Consider the following 14,023-nt stretch of genomic DNA (forward strand, 5'->3'; position numbering starts at 1 on the left):
GCGCGCGCCTGGCTGCTAAAGTCGCCCTCTCCTATATGGCCCTACACGGAGTGCCCCATGCTGCGCGCAACCGCCCTTGCCCTGGCCTGCCTTGCCGGCAGCCCGGCCATCGCCGCCGAAACGCCTACCTACGGCCCCCAGCTCGAAGGCTTCAGCTACCCCCACCCGCTCAAGCACTTTGACTTCAAGTCCCAGGGCCAGTCCCTGCAGATGGGCTACATGGACGTCCCCGCACAAGGCCAGGCCAACGGCCACAGCGTGGTGCTGATGCACGGCAAGAACTTCTGCGCCGCCACCTGGGAAACCACCATCGACGCGCTGAGCAAGGCCGGTTACCGGGTCATCGCCCCCGACCAGGTCGGCTTCTGCACTTCCAGCAAGCCCGCGCATTACCAGTACAGCTTCCAGCAGTTGGCCGACAACACCCATGCCTTGCTCGAACAGCTGGGTATCAGGCAAACCATCGTGCTCGGGCATTCCACGGGCGGCATGCTCGCCACCCGCTATGCGCTGATGTACCCGCAGCAGGTGGAACGCCTGGCCATGGTCAACCCGATTGGCCTGGAAGACTGGAAAGCCCTGGGCGTGCCCTACCGTACGGTGGACCAGTGGTATGCGCGCGAGCTCAAGCTGGATGCCGAGGGCGTGCGCGAGTATGAGCGCAAGACCTACTACGCCGGGCGCTGGAAGCCGGAGTACGAGCGCTGGGTACAGATGCTGGCGGGCCTGAACAAGGGGCCGGGGCATGAAGCTGTGGCGTGGAACTCGGCGCTGATCTACGACATGATTTTCACCCAACCGGTGTACCACGAGTTCAAGGACCTGCAAATGCCGACCTTGCTGCTGATCGGCGACAAGGACACCACGGCCATTGGCAGCGATATCGCACCGCCGGAGGTGAAGGCGAAGCTGGGCAAGTATGACGTACTGGGACCACAGGTGGCCAAGCTGATCCCCAAAGGTGAACTGATCACCTTCGAAGGCATGGGGCATGCACCACAGATCGAAGAGCCCGTGCGGTTCAACCGCACGCTGGTCGAGTGGCTGGCCAAGTAAAACGGCGGCCCGAGACCAGCCCGGTACCTGTGGGAGCGGCCTTGCGTCGCGATGGGCCGCACCGCGGCCCCCTGCACCGTTCAGCCAAACCGTTGCAGTTGCATCTCCCGCAACCTGCTCAAGGTCCGCTGGTACGGGAATGCCAGATACCCCTGCGTATACAGCTCATCCAGCGGCACCTCGGCCTCGAGGTACAGTGCCACACGGCGGTCGTAGCACTCATCGACCAGGGCGATAAAGCGGCGTACCGCATCGTCCTTGGGCGACAGCGCCGGCAGTTCGCGGTCGCCTGCCACCACCCGCGCCGCACCATCTTCAGTGCCACGCGCAATGCGACCGGCCTGCTGCTTACCGCCCAGCGCCGGAATACCCGACACCAGGATGGCCGGAAAACGGTCGCAAAGCGCCATGAACTCCGTGGCTGCCAGCGGTTGTTCGCACAGGTCGGTAAAGCGGCACCAGATAGCCTGCTCGCTGCGCCGCACAACCTGCACCTGCCTGGAGCCAATAATCAAGGGCTGATCAGTACCCGTGTGATCCGGGCTGAGCTGGCAGAACACCTCGCCCAGCGGGCTGGCCTGCGCTGCCGCTGCCACCCAGTAGCGCTGCCGCTCTGCACCGGGGTGCAGGCGGTGGTCCTGCTCGCCCGTCACCGGCAGTACCTGCATGTGCCGCTCAATGGCGGCGATGGCCGGCAGGAACCGCTCGCGGTTGAAACCGTCGCGGTACAGATGTTCGGGTGGCTGGTTGGAGGTGGCGACAATCACCACGCCCTGGTCGAACAGTACCTGGAACAGGCGGCCGAGGATGATCGCGTCGCCAATGTCGTTGACGAACAGTTCGTCGAAGCACAACACGCGGATCTGCCCGGCCAGTTCCCGGGCCAACGCCAGCAGCGGGTCGGCGGTGCCATTGAGCTGGAACAGGCGCTGGTGGACCCATGCCATGAAGTGATGGAAGTGCTGACGCCGACTGGGTATGCACAGGCAGCGGTGGAACTGGTCCATCAGCCAGGTCTTGCCCCGCCCGACCGGGCCCCAGAGGTAGATGCCCTGGGTGGGGAGGCCCTGCTCGACACCCCGGAAGCAGGCCTGCAAGGCATCCACGGCGCTGGCCTGGGCAGGGTCGTTAGCGTAACCCTGAGTGCTCAGGGCTTGCTGGTAAAGGGATTGGGGAGTGATGGCCATGGCCGCATTCTACACAGGTCCTTGTAGGAGCGGCCTTGTGTCGCGATGGGCCGCAGAGCGGCCCCAACAGTCTATGCGGCAATGCTGAAATCCTGGGGCCGCTGCGCGGCCCATCGCGACACAAGGCCGCTCCTACAGGGACCGCGTCAGTCGGCCAGGCCTACCTTCAGCAATGCGCCGTCCTTGTCATCGGTCAGCACATAGATGTAGCCGTCCGGCCCAACCCGTACATCGCGGATACGCGCCTTCAAGTCACCCAGCAATCGTTCCTCATGCACCACCTTGTCGCCCTTCAGCTGCAAACGGATCAGCTCCTGTGTCGCCAGTGCACCAATGAACAGGTTGTGGTCCCAGGCCTTGAATGTCGGGCTGTCGTAGAACGCCATGCCGCTGATACCCGGTGACTTCTCCCACACATGGTGTGGGTCGACCATGCCGTCCACATGCTTGCCCTTGGCCTCGGGAATCGGCAGCAGCGAGTAGTTGATGCCATGGGTCGCAGTCGGCCAGCCATAGTTCTTGCCGGGCTCGGGGATGTTGATTTCGTCGCCACCGCGCGGGCCGTGCTCGTGGGTCCACAGCTTGCCGGTCCAGGGGTTCAGCGCGGCACCTTGTTGGTTGCGGTGGCCGAACGACCAGATCTCCGGCCGCACGTTGTCCTTGCCGACGAAGGGGTTGTCCTTGGGCACTTCGCCATCCGGCAAAATGCGCACGATCTTGCCTTGCAACTTGTCCAGGTCCTGGGCGGTGGGGCGCTGGTTGTTCTCGCCCAACGCGATGAACAGATAGCCCTCGCGGTCGAACACCAGGCGCGAGCCGAAGTGGTTGCCCACCGACAGCTTGGGTTGCTGGCGGAAAATCACGCTGAAGTTATCCAGCCGGGCGCGGTCTTCGGACAACTGGCCACGGCCGACGGCGGTGCCGGCCTTGCCGTCACTGCCCTCCTCTGCGAAGGACAGGTACACGGTACGGTCCTTGTCGAACGCCGGCGACAACACCACATCCAGCAGGCCGCCCTGGCCCTCGGCCCACACCTTGGGCACGCCGCTGATCGGCGGGCCGACCTTGCCTTCAGCGTTGACCACCCGCAGGTTGCCAGCGCGCTCGGTTACCAGCATGTCCTTGCCGCCCGGCAGAAACGCCAGGGCCCAAGGGTTGCGCAAGCCGTCCGCCAGGGTGCTTACGGTCAACGTGCCTTCTTCGCTGCGAAACTGTTGCTCTGCCGCCGCCTGTGCCAGCAGGGGCATGAGTGCAGCGGCAGTCAGGGTGGCTAGCCAGGTTGCTCTGGGCATGCAGGATTCCTTTCGTATGGGCTCACGGCGCACGCGTGCTGTCGCGGGGCGGCCGGGTCGGTTCCAGGTTTGGGGTTTGTTGCTGCCGACGCAGGTTGTCGCCGTTGCCGATGCCGCGGTTGTCCAGGCTGGGCGTGCGCTGGTACGGGTCGGTGGACGGGCCGCGCACCGGGGGCGTTGCCGGCATGCTGCCCTGGCGGCTGTTGGGGTTGGCGCGCTGGATCGGGCTGTTGTAGGGGTTGTTGTTGCCAGCGGCAAGCTGCAAAGGCTGTTGCGGGGCAGCGTGCGCAGGCAGGCACAAGGCCAGGCCAAGGGCCAGGATGGGCAATGTCGGGTTCATGCTTCACCTCCTGTACGAAAATGCCGCGCCTGGTGGGTTTGATAGCCTAAGGCGCGAGGGGTTCGAGACAAAAGTGTGAATTTGGGCGGAGATGATTCCTGATGTTTCAGTATGTGCTCGTGGGGCTGCTTTGCAGTCCATTGCGACGCAAGGCCCTGTAGGAGCAGCCTTGTGCTGCGAATGGGCCGCAAAGCGGCCCCGGATCACTGGCCCTTGTCTACCTTGTGCCGCGCCGCATACAGGCACAGCATCTCCATCGCCAAAGTCGCCCCCGCCAGCGCCGTGATGTCGGCATGGTCATATGCCGGTGCCACCTCCACCAGGTCCATGCCCACCAAGTTGATACCGCGCAGCCCGCCCAGAATTTCCAGCGCCTGCACCGTGCTCAACCCGCCACACACCGGGGTACCGGTGCCAGGCGCATAGGCCGGGTCGAGGCAGTCGATATCGAAGGTCAGGTACACCGGCCGCTCGCCCACGCGCTGGCGAATCGCTGCAATCACCGCCTCGGTGCCCTGACGGTGCACTTGGCGGGCGTCAAGGATGGCAAAGCCCTGGCTGTCGTCATTGGTGGTGCGCAGGCCGATCTGCACCGAGCAGGCAGGGTCCACCAAGCCCTCACGGGCGGCATGCCAGAACATGGTGCCATGGTCGATACGCTTGCCCTCCTCGTCCGGCCAGGTGTCGCTGTGGGCATCGAAGTGGATCAGCGCCAGCGGGCCATGCCGGCGGGCGTGGGCCTTGAGCAGCGGGTAGCTGATGAAGTGGTCGCCGCCAAGGGTAAGCATGGCGCAGCCTGCTTCAAGGATATGCGCGGCATGGGCCTCGATACTGTCTGGCACCGACTGCGGCGTGCCACTGTCGAAAGCGCAGTCACCATAGTCGATCACAGCCAGGTGGTCGAACGGGTCGAACGCCCACGGCCAGTGCCGGGCCCAGGCCTGTTGCACCGAGGCGGCGCGAATAGCCCGTGGGCCAAAACGCGCGCCTGGGCGGTTGCTTGTGGCGGTATCGAACGGCACTCCACTGACCACCACATCCACACCGCGCAAATCGCGGCTGTAGCGGCGGCGGGAGAAACTGGTAATGCCGGCGTAGGTACTTTCTGCGGCAGTGCCATACAGGCTGTCGCGGGTCATCGCCTGGTCGTTGCTTGCGGCTTGCTCCACGGTCGGGCTCCTTGGTTGTTATCAGTCACTGGCGGCTGCGGAAGGCCGTCCACAGGCGGTTGCGCTGGCGCAGGTCGGCCAGGGCCATGCTGCGGTCGGCAAACAGCCGCTGGCGCACCTCGGCAGGCGGATAGATGTCCGGGTCATTGCGCACCGCCTCGTCCACCAACGGCGTGGCTGCCTGGTTGGCGTTGGCAAAGAACAAGGTGTTGGTCAGCGCAGCCACCGACTCGGGCTTGAGCATGAAGGCAATGAACGCCCGCGCGGCTTCGGGGTGCGGGGCGTCCTTGGGGATGACCAGGTTGTCCTGCCACACCAGCGTGCCTTCGCGCGGAATGCGGTAGATCAGCTCGAAAGGCTTGTTGGCACGACGGGCCTGGTCGGCAGCCATCGCTGCATCGCCGTTGTAGGTCAGCGCCAGGCACACGCTACCGTTGGCCAGGTCGCTGATCTGCCGGCCATTGGCGACATAGCTGATCGAGGGTTGCAGCTGGCTCAGCAGCTGCTGCGCGGCGGCCAGGTCATCCTTGTCCCGGCTGTAAGGGTCCTTGCCCAGGTAGTTCAGGGCCACGCCAATCACTTCCTGCGGCGAATCGGGCATGGCGATGCCACAGTCCTTCAACCGGCTGGCGTATTCGGGTTTGAACAGCAAGTCGAGGCTGTCCAGCGGCACGTCGCCCAGGCGCTGGCGCACCGCCTCCACATTCACCCCAAGGCCCAGCGTACCCCAGGTGTACGGCACGGCATGGCGGTTGCCGGGGTCGGCCTCGGCCAGCTTGGCCAGCAGGTCCTTGTCGAGGTTGCTGTAGCCGGGCATGCCCTGGGGGTCGAGCGCTTGCAGGGCATTGGCCTTGAGCGCCCGGGCCAGCACGGTCGACGATGGCACCACCACATCGTAACCACTGCCACCGGTGAGTAACTTGGTCTCCAGCACTTCGGTGGTGTCGAAGGTGTCATACCGCACCTTGTAGCCGGTTTCCTGTTCGAAACGCTGAAGCGTTTGCGGGGCGACGTAGTCGGCCCAGCTGTAGAGGTTGACGACCTTTTCTTCGGCCTGCAGCGGCAGGGCCAGAAACAGGGACAACAGGCACAACGATCGACGCATGACGGACACCTCGGCAAATGGGTGGATTCCGCGAGCATGCCAGCCGGGTTACATTGCAGGAATGGCAAGTTTGCAAAGCTGACATTCATCAGGAGCAATGTAATGCTCGGACAAGTGCACGACCCCGACCTGCACCTGCTGCGGCTGTTCGTCACTGTAGTCGAGGCCGGGGGCTTCAGCGCCGCGCAAGGCGTGCTGGGCCTGAGCCAGCCCACCATCAGCCAGCGCATGGCGCAGCTGGAAACACGCCTGGGCTACCGCCTGTGCAGCCGAGGCAAGGGTGGCTTTCACCTGACGGAGAAAGGCGCGTTGCTGTTGGATGCAGCGCGTGGGCTACTTCTGAACATCGAGCAGTTCCGCCAGCAGGCCAACGGTGTTGCCGGTCGGCTGCTGGGGACCGTGCGCATCGGCATGGCAGAAAACCAGGACAAGGCAGTGAGCCTGAAACTGGCGGCGGCCATCGCGGCGTTCCGCACACGAGAGGAATCAGTGCAGCTGGAGCTGATCAGTGCACCGCCAGCGGAGCTGGAGCGGTTGTTGCTGGAGCAGCGGCTGGATTACGCCATCAGCTACTTCTCCGGCAAGCAGGCGGCCTTTGATTACCAGCCATTGTTCCAGGAGCGGCAACGGCTGTATTGCGGCAAGGGGCATGTGCTGTTCGGCGAATCGGGTGTTGAGCTTGAGCGGTTGCTGGAGATGGACCAGGTGCGCCATCCCTACCGGTTTCTCAAAGGCGGTGAGCCGTTCCAGAGCCGGCACAGCATGGCGGTAGCGGAGCAGATCGAGAGCGTGCTGACGTTCATTCTGTCGGGGCGGCATATGGGTTACCTGCCCTGCCACTGCGCGCAGGCGTGGGAGGCCGAGGGGTTGTTATGGGCGTTGGACCCGGGGCTGGATTTTGTGGTGCCATTTACCCTGGCCCGGCATCGGGCGCAGGTGACGGGTGAAGCGCAGCAGGCGTTTGCCGAGGATTTGATCGCGGCGTTTGCCTGATGCGCTACCCCTGTAGGAGCGGCCTTGTGTCGCGATGGGGTGCGAAGCGCCCCCACGATTTCAGCGTCGCCGCATAGTTCGCCGGGGCCGCTTTGCGGCCCTATCGCGACACAAGGCCGCTCCTACAAGGGGCCGGGCACGCCTTGGAGAAGGGTTAGTAAGCCATGCTCCAGGTCAGGGTGTAGGTACGCCCGCGCCCCTGGTAGTCATACAGGTAGGCCGGGCCGTAAGTCGGCGAATAGAACAGCGTCGCGCGTTGGCCCCAGACCGTACTGTATTGCTTGTCCAGCAGGTTCTGGATGCCGGCGCTGAAGGTGCCGAAGCCGGTGTCCTGGCTGCCCAGCAAATCGAAGGTGGTGTAACCGTCGATCTCGTGGTCGGCATCGTCCTTCAGGCTGAACGCATGGTTGGCCTGCAACCGCGCACTGCGGCCATCGCCTTTCCAGCCAACGAATGCAGTGGCCTTGGACAAGGATGCATAGCGCGCATCACGCTTGATCCAGCCGCCGTCAGCGGCCTCTTCCTCGGAGCGGGTGAGGTGCAGGGTACCGCCCGCCTCCCAGCCCGTCTGGAAGTGCCGGGTCAACGCACCTTCAAAGCCGAAGTCGCGGCTCTTCTGCTCTTGCACGTTGATCGTCAGCGTTTGCGAATCGACGTTGATGATCTTGTCCGACCAGATGTAGTACAGCGCCGCCTGGGCATCCCAGTCCAGGTCGGCATAGCGCCAGCCCAGTTCAACCTGGCGGCTCTTGATGCCAGCCAGCGGGTTGTCGGCCACGCTCAGGCCCGGCTTGCCGTAGTACTTGGCAGGGTCCGGCAGGTCGAAACCTTCGCCATAGTTGCTCCATACCTGGTGGCCGTTCTTGAAGTCGTAGATGGCGCCGACGTTGAACAGGTTGACCTGATAATCGTTGCTACCGCCCGGCACGCCCTTGAAGTCGCTGACGTCCACGTCCATCTGTTGGCGACGGGCACCGCCGGAGAACGTCAGGTTGTCGGTGGCATGCCAATCCAGCTGGGCGTACACCGACACACCATCGACCCGGTAGCTGGGGTAGCGCGCCGCTTTGCTGTCCTTTTCCAACTCAAGGCCGCCCGACTCGGACGAGGTCAAGGCGTTGAACGTGGTCTGCTCGGCGTTGAAGCGCTCGCGGTCAAGGTCAACGCCGTAGGTCAACTTCAACGTGTCCCACTGCTTGGCGAACAGGCCCTTGAGGCTGGTGACCTCGAAGTTCTGCTGCGAGGCAGCAAAGTACACCCCGCGCGAGCCGGTAGGCGTGGCGCGGTTGTAGTACGGGAACGGGTAGAAGTTGTCGTCTTCCTTGCGGTACGAGGCCTGCAAGTAGAAGTCCTGGCCCAGCACGTCGCTGTGGTGGTAATTGGCGTTCAGCAACAGGCGCCGGGTACGCGGCTCCAGGTCCGACGAATAACCGCTGCGCAGCTCGGCGTCTTCCAGGTCGGATGGTGCGTTGTAGTTGAGGTTGGGGAAGTAGATACCCGTGCTGCCGTGGTTGCCCGAATCGTAGTACTGGGCCAACAGGTCGAGGCTCTGCTGGTCGTTCAACTGCAAGCCCAGGGAGCCGAGCACGTCGATGGTGCGGTTGTATTGCAGGTCGGTCTGGGTGTTGTCGATGAAAATCTGGTCGCCGGCGCCGTCGTAGAAGGCTTCATTCTGCTCACCAGAAATACCCAGGCGGGCATTGACCCGCTCGTTGCCGCCACTGATCGACTGGGCAAAGCGGGTGGCGAGGTCATCGCTGTTGTTGAAGCCGCTGCTGGCACCGAGCTGGGTCTCGAAGCGTGCCGGGCCCGGTTCACCCTTTTTGGTCACGATGTTGATGATGCCGCCAGTGGCACCACCGCCGTAGATGGCGCTGGCGCCGGACAGCACTTCGACGCGCTCGACGTTGAAAGGCGAAATGCTGTCGAACTGGCGCGACAGGCCGCGCGAGCTGTTCTGGCTGACCCCGTCGATCATCACCAGCACGCTGCGCCCGCGCATGTTCTGGCCATAGTTGGTGCGCCCTTCTGGCGCCAGGTCCAGGCCAGGTACCAGCTTGCCGATGGCTTCCTTCAGGCTGACGCCGCTGTCGATCTGCTCACGCAGCTGCTGCTGGTCGACCACCCAGACAGTGCCAGGGATTTCACTGATTGCGGTGCTGGTGCGCGAGGCCACGCTGACTTCGATCGGCTTCAGGTTAACCGCCTGCGGCGCTGCCTGGGCCTTGCGCAGGGTTACGGTGCGCGCATCGCTGAAGTGCCAGCTCATGCCGCTGCCGGCCAGCAACTGCTGCAGCGCCTGCTCGACGCTGTAGCTGCCGTGCAACGCCGGGCTGGCAATACCTGCGACGTCACCTGTGGTGTACAGCAAGTGCAGGCCGGCCTGGTCGGCAAAGGTGGTCAGGGCCTGGTCCAGCGGCTGCGCTGGCAGGTCGAGCTGAACCTGGCGAGCTTGCATGTGGGGCTGTTCGGCAGTAGTCGCGGCCCACGCATGCAGGGGGCCGACCAGCATGGCCAGGGCACTGCAGGACACCAGGGCGTGGTGAAATGAACCGCGACGGCGGTGCAAAGGCTTGAGCATCAGAGGCACGAATGAGCTTCCTGACAAGTCGTAAATGAGAATGGGTTGCTGATCAGTCCCACTACGACGATCTGGCTTGCAGGAACTTGCAGTACCAAATGGAAAATATTTTTATTTCTGTGCCGACCTCTTCGCAGCACAAGGCTGATCAATGAACCACAGCCAACCACGGCAGGTAGGTCACCTTCAGCCCATACCGCTGCTCAAGTGTGCGCAGCAGTGCTTCAGGCTCGTCCAGGTCAAACACCCCGCTCACCTCCATCGCCGCCAGCTTGCTGTCGGACAGCACGATGCGCCCATGCCGGTAACGCTCAAGCTCCGTCAGCACCTGCCCCAGCGGTTTGCCGTTGAAGATCAGCTTGCCGCGCTGCCAGGCCATCTGCGCACCGGCATCGGCCGCCACCGCCAGTTCATGTTCGCCGACCTTGGCTTCACCGCGTGCCAACACCACGCGGCCATCGCGACGCACGCTGAAGGTGGCGGCACCACCCTGCACCCGCTCACCTGCCGTCTCGACCACAAACGGCCGCGGATCATCCGTGGTCTCGAACAGGGCCTCACCGGCATCCAGCACCACCCGGCGTTCGTGCTCACTGAACACCACACTCAACGCACTGGCGCTGTTCAGTGTCACCCGCGTGCCGTCCACCAAGGTAACCACCTGCCGTTCACCCACCGCGGTGTGGTAGTCGGCCAGCAACATCGGCGCTTGCTGCCAACCCGCCACAGCGGCAACCAGCAACACCACAGAGGCCGCCACACCCGCCTGCTTGAGCCAGTCGCGGCAATGGCGCAGGGCCTGGCCGATATACTTGGCCACCATGCTCTCGGAAACCCCCAGCCGCTGTGCAATCTGCGCCTGGGTCAGGCCTTCGACGCGGTTCAGCAACAATGCCTGGCGGGCATTGTCGGGCAGTTTCAGTAGCGCATCGTCAAGGATCTGCAGGCGCTCCCGGGCCAGCAACATCGCCTCGGGCGCTGGCGCCGGGCAGGCCAGCTCACCCGCTGCGTCACAGTCGTCATGGCTGGCAGCCAGGCGCTGCTCACGGCGCAAGGCATCGATTGCCAGGTTACCGGCCACGCGGAAGATGAAGCTGCGAGCGTGCAGCACCGGCACCGCCTGGGCATCGACTTTCACCAGCTTCAGGTAGGTTTCCTGCGCCACGTCGGCGGCGCGCTGGCGGTCGCTCATGCGCCGGGTCAGAAACTGCAACAGGTCGTCGTAATGCTCCTGGAAAGTCGCCAGCAGGCCCGACACGGGTGACGTCAGCATGGGTTTGGGAACAGCCAGTGGGATGAGTTATCGGGCGTTAATGAGAAACAGTATCTTTCATCTGCAAGGAGACTTTCAACGCCGACGCGCATTTGCCACACTGACTACTCGCCCACTCCGGCAAGGTCGCCCTCAATGACTGCCCGCCTGTACCGCTGTACCCGCCTGTTTCTCGTCCTGCTGATGGCTTATGGCCTGGGCGCTTGCGCACTGTTCCAGCCACGCGACCCCGTCAACATCAGCGTGATCGGCATCGAACCGCTGCCCGGGCAGGAACTGGAACTGCGCATGGCCGTGAAAATGCGGGTGCAAAACCCCAACGAGTCGCCGATCGACTACAACGGCATCGCCCTTAACCTGGAGGTGAACGGCCAGCCGCTGGCCGCTGGGGTCAGCGACCAGCAGGGGCACATTGGCCGCTATGACGAAGCGGTGATCGTGGTGCCGGTGAGCATCACGGCATTTTCCTTCCTGCGGCAGGCCTATGGGCTGGGCACGGTGGACTCGCTGAAGGGTTTGCCCTACAAGCTACGCGGCAAGCTGGCAGGCGGGTTGCTGGGGACGGTGCGCTTTACTGACGAGGGCAAGCTGGACCTGCCCAAAGGCGCCTACTGGTAAGCGCCCGTCGGGACTGTTCAGCGGCTGGCGCTGGCGGCGGCCATCAGCTTGTTGACTTCGCTGCGCACCATGCTGGCGTATTCGGGCGGCGACATGGCGTCCAGTTCGGCGCGTACCCACTCGGCCCATTTACCCTTGCGCCGCGGCTTTTCGGCAATCAGCCGGGCCGCATCGCCCTTGGCCTTGCCCAGGTTGCTTTGCCACATCTCGAACAGCCGCGCCTTCTCTGCCTCGATCTGCGCCCGTTCCTCGAAGCTCATGTTGGCCAGATTGAAACTCATGAAGGTACCTGCAGGTTTGAAAATGGCCGCTATCTTACACCCAGGCAACGCAACATCGGAAAGCCACCGCAACTTTCCCGACGCAGCGGCATCCATTGTTCACACTACCCATCAACGAGGACGAGTTCATGGCCCGTAAAAACGCCACGCTGACCGACAGCGATCAGATCAAGGACCAGGTATTCAGCGAACTGCAATCGCTGATCGAAGAATCGGAAAAACTGCTGAACGACAGTGCCACCCTGGTGGGTGAAGAAGCAGAAACCCTGCGAGCGCAGGTCAGCCTGAAACTGAAACAGGCGCGCCAGGCCGCTGGCAATGTGCGGGACAAGGCGCAACCGGTGGTGGACGCCACCCAGGACTATATCGGCGGCCACCCGTGGCAGACCGTAGCCATTTCCGCCGGCCTGGGGCTGGTGGTGGGGCTGCTGCTGGGCCGGCGCAACTGAAACCTGGCCGCCTGGTGCAAATCAGGCGGCCAGCGCCTGCGGGATACCGCTGTGGAAGCGCAGTTCCTGGTCCGGAGACTGGATCAGCTCCACTTCTGCAGCGCGCACCAGTTCAACCCGGCGGGCGATGTCTGCCTCATCCCCATAGTTGTGCGCCAGTTTCAGGTAGCCCTGGTAATGGCGCGCTTCGCTCTTCAGCAGGCCGTGATAGAAGCGGCCCAGCTCTTCGTCCAGGTGCGGCACCAGCGCCGCAAAGCGCTCGCAACTGCGTGCCTCGATGAACGCCCCCACAACCAGTGTGTCCACCAGTTTGACGGGCTCGTGGGCGCGCACCAAGCGGCGCAGCCCCGAGGCATAGCGCCCCGCCGACACCGGCCGCAGTGGCACGCCACGGCGCTTCATCAGGCGCAGCACCTGTTCGTGGTGCACCAGCTCCTCGCGGGCCAGGCGCGACATCATGTTGATCAGGTCGAGGTGGGTGTTGTATTTGGCCATCAGGCTCAAGGCCGTGCTCGCGGCCTTGAATTCGCAGTTCTTGTGGTCGATCAGCAGGGTTTCCTGGTCGGCGAGCGCCGCTTCGATCCAGGCGTCTGGCGTCGGGCAGCCAAGAAAGGCATCGATTTCGGGGATCAGGGACATAAGCGTGCAACCACACAGAACAGGCAGGGCCGGCGATTATACCGGCGGCGGCGGGCGGCGCCAGTGACTATGCTTGTTGATGTACATCAAGCGCCAGCTAGGCGCGCCCTGTCTATAGTCAGGCATCGGTCGCCACCTTTGAAGGGAGCTAACGCCCATGCAAGCCGTCCGCAGCATCCTCGTCGTCCTCGACCCTGAGCACGCCCACAGCCGGGCGCTGACCCGGGCCAAGCTGATCGCCGGCGTCACCGGCGCACGCCTGCACCTGCTGATGTGCGATAAACGGCATGATCACACTGCGCTGCTGAGCCTGCTGAGCAGCCAGCTGCATGATGACGGCTACGACAACATCACCCATGAGGCGGCTTGGCGCGACAACCTGCACGACACCATCATCTACGTACAGCAGGCCGAGGGCTGCGATCTGGTAATCAAGGAACACCGCCCGGACAACCCGCTGAAGAAGGCCCTGCTCACCCCCAGTGACTGGAAGCTGCTGCGTCAATGCCCGTGTGCCGTGCTGATGGTCAAGAGCGAACGGCCGTGGACCGGTGGCAAGATTCTGGCCGCGGTGGACGTGGGCAACCAGGACGAAGACCATCGCCGCCTGCATGCCAGCATCATCGACCATGGCTTCGAGATTGCCAAACTGGCCAAGGGCGAACTGCATGTCATCAGCGCCCACCCGTCGCCAATGCTGTCGGCCTCCGACCCGACCTACCAGCTGAGCGAGACCATCGAACAGCGCTACCGCGAAGCGTGCAAGGCGTTCCAGGCCGAGTACGGCATCAGCGAAGAATGCCTGCATGTGGCCGAAGGGCCGGCGGATGTGCTGATTCCGCATACCGAGAAGAAGCTCGAGGCGGTGGTGACGGTGATTGGTACGGTGTGCCGCACGGGGATTTCCGGGGCGTTGATTGGCAATACTTCGGAGGTGGTGCTGGATGCCCTTGAGGGAGATGTGCTGGTGCTCAAGAGCGAGGAAGCCATCGCCCACCAGGCCGAATTAGCCCGCGGCTGATGCGATTGACACGATTGGC

At 63.7% G+C, this 14,023-nt stretch carries 14 protein-coding genes; 5 read left to right on the forward strand and 9 right to left on the reverse strand.

Annotation, left to right across the window (positions count from 1 at the left end; translation table 11 throughout):
• Window positions 1-57: 57 nt before the first annotated feature.
• Window positions 58-1,056 (forward strand): alpha/beta fold hydrolase, encoded by a 999-nt coding sequence (locus JOY50_RS12715; RefSeq protein ID WP_243055320.1) that lies wholly within the window; start codon window positions 58-60, stop codon window positions 1,054-1,056.
• An 80-nt stretch (window positions 1,057-1,136) separates the two neighbouring features.
• Here JOY50_RS12715 and zapE read toward each other — a convergent pair whose 3' ends face one another.
• The 5 genes from zapE to JOY50_RS12740 all read right to left on the reverse strand — a co-directional run bounded on the left by zapE (window position 1,137) and on the right by JOY50_RS12740 (window position 6,149).
• A complete protein-coding gene (gene zapE / locus JOY50_RS12720) occupies window positions 1,137-2,243 on the reverse strand; it encodes a cell division protein ZapE (protein ID WP_243055321.1) in 1,107 nt (368 codons plus the stop codon).
• 146 nt (window positions 2,244-2,389) lie between these two features.
• Window positions 2,390-3,535: a PQQ-dependent sugar dehydrogenase gene (locus JOY50_RS12725; RefSeq protein ID WP_243055322.1), complete on the reverse strand. Its 1,146-nt coding sequence runs from the start codon at window positions 3,533-3,535 to the stop codon at window positions 2,390-2,392.
• Window positions 3,536-3,557: 22 nt separating this feature from the next.
• On the reverse strand, window positions 3,558-3,875 hold the full coding sequence (locus tag JOY50_RS12730) for a hypothetical protein (protein ID WP_132846243.1): 318 nt from the start codon (window positions 3,873-3,875) through the stop codon (window positions 3,558-3,560).
• 203 nt (window positions 3,876-4,078) lie between these two features.
• Entirely contained in the window at window positions 4,079-5,044 is a 966-nt protein-coding gene (gene speB / locus JOY50_RS12735; RefSeq protein ID WP_051100703.1) for an agmatinase, read from the reverse strand.
• Window positions 5,045-5,069: 25 nt separating this feature from the next.
• Window positions 5,070-6,149 (reverse strand): polyamine ABC transporter substrate-binding protein, encoded by a 1,080-nt coding sequence (locus JOY50_RS12740; RefSeq protein ID WP_243055323.1) that lies wholly within the window; start codon window positions 6,147-6,149, stop codon window positions 5,070-5,072.
• A 102-nt stretch (window positions 6,150-6,251) separates the two neighbouring features.
• Here JOY50_RS12740 and JOY50_RS12745 point away from each other — a divergent pair, with 102 nt between their 5' ends.
• The gene (locus JOY50_RS12745; RefSeq protein WP_132846241.1) at window positions 6,252-7,142 is read left to right on the forward strand and encodes a LysR family transcriptional regulator; all 891 of its coding nucleotides are present in this window, start codon (window positions 6,252-6,254) and stop codon (window positions 7,140-7,142) included.
• A 154-nt stretch (window positions 7,143-7,296) separates the two neighbouring features.
• Here the strand turns inward: JOY50_RS12745 and JOY50_RS12750 are convergent, their stop codons facing one another.
• Together JOY50_RS12750 and JOY50_RS12755 are read right to left on the reverse strand one after the other, a co-directional pair.
• Window positions 7,297-9,723 carry a TonB-dependent receptor gene (locus JOY50_RS12750; RefSeq protein WP_132846275.1) on the reverse strand — a complete coding sequence of 809 codons (2,427 nt, stop codon included), beginning with the start codon at window positions 9,721-9,723 and terminating at the stop codon, window positions 7,297-7,299.
• A 148-nt stretch (window positions 9,724-9,871) separates the two neighbouring features.
• Window positions 9,872-10,996 carry a sigma-70 family RNA polymerase sigma factor gene (locus JOY50_RS12755; RefSeq protein ID WP_243055324.1) on the reverse strand — a complete coding sequence of 375 codons (1,125 nt, stop codon included), beginning with the start codon at window positions 10,994-10,996 and terminating at the stop codon, window positions 9,872-9,874.
• Window positions 10,997-11,131: 135 nt separating this feature from the next.
• Here JOY50_RS12755 and JOY50_RS12760 point away from each other — a divergent pair, with 135 nt between their 5' ends.
• Window positions 11,132-11,614: an LEA type 2 family protein gene (locus JOY50_RS12760; protein WP_132846239.1), complete on the forward strand. Its 483-nt coding sequence runs from the start codon at window positions 11,132-11,134 to the stop codon at window positions 11,612-11,614.
• A gap of 17 nt (window positions 11,615-11,631) precedes the next feature.
• Here JOY50_RS12760 and JOY50_RS12765 read toward each other — a convergent pair whose 3' ends face one another.
• Window positions 11,632-11,895 (reverse strand): hypothetical protein, encoded by a 264-nt coding sequence (locus JOY50_RS12765; protein ID WP_019473180.1) that lies wholly within the window; start codon window positions 11,893-11,895, stop codon window positions 11,632-11,634.
• A gap of 128 nt (window positions 11,896-12,023) precedes the next feature.
• Here JOY50_RS12765 and JOY50_RS12770 point away from each other — a divergent pair, with 128 nt between their 5' ends.
• Entirely contained in the window at window positions 12,024-12,344 is a 321-nt protein-coding gene (locus tag JOY50_RS12770; protein WP_019473179.1) for a YqjD family protein, read from the forward strand.
• 21 nt (window positions 12,345-12,365) lie between these two features.
• Here the strand turns inward: JOY50_RS12770 and JOY50_RS12775 are convergent, their stop codons facing one another.
• Complete coding sequence (locus JOY50_RS12775; RefSeq protein WP_016714954.1) at window positions 12,366-12,983, reverse strand: tRNA-(ms[2]io[6]A)-hydroxylase; 618 nt, start codon at window positions 12,981-12,983, stop codon at window positions 12,366-12,368.
• 157 nt (window positions 12,984-13,140) lie between these two features.
• Here JOY50_RS12775 and JOY50_RS12780 point away from each other — a divergent pair, with 157 nt between their 5' ends.
• A complete protein-coding gene (locus JOY50_RS12780) occupies window positions 13,141-14,004 on the forward strand; it encodes a universal stress protein (RefSeq protein WP_019473177.1) in 864 nt (287 codons plus the stop codon).
• The last annotated feature ends 19 nt before the right edge of the window (window positions 14,005-14,023 follow it).

The organism is Pseudomonas sp. BP01 (genome assembly GCF_022760795.1).
Taxonomy (GTDB): domain Bacteria; phylum Pseudomonadota; class Gammaproteobacteria; order Pseudomonadales; family Pseudomonadaceae; genus Aquipseudomonas; species Aquipseudomonas putida_Q.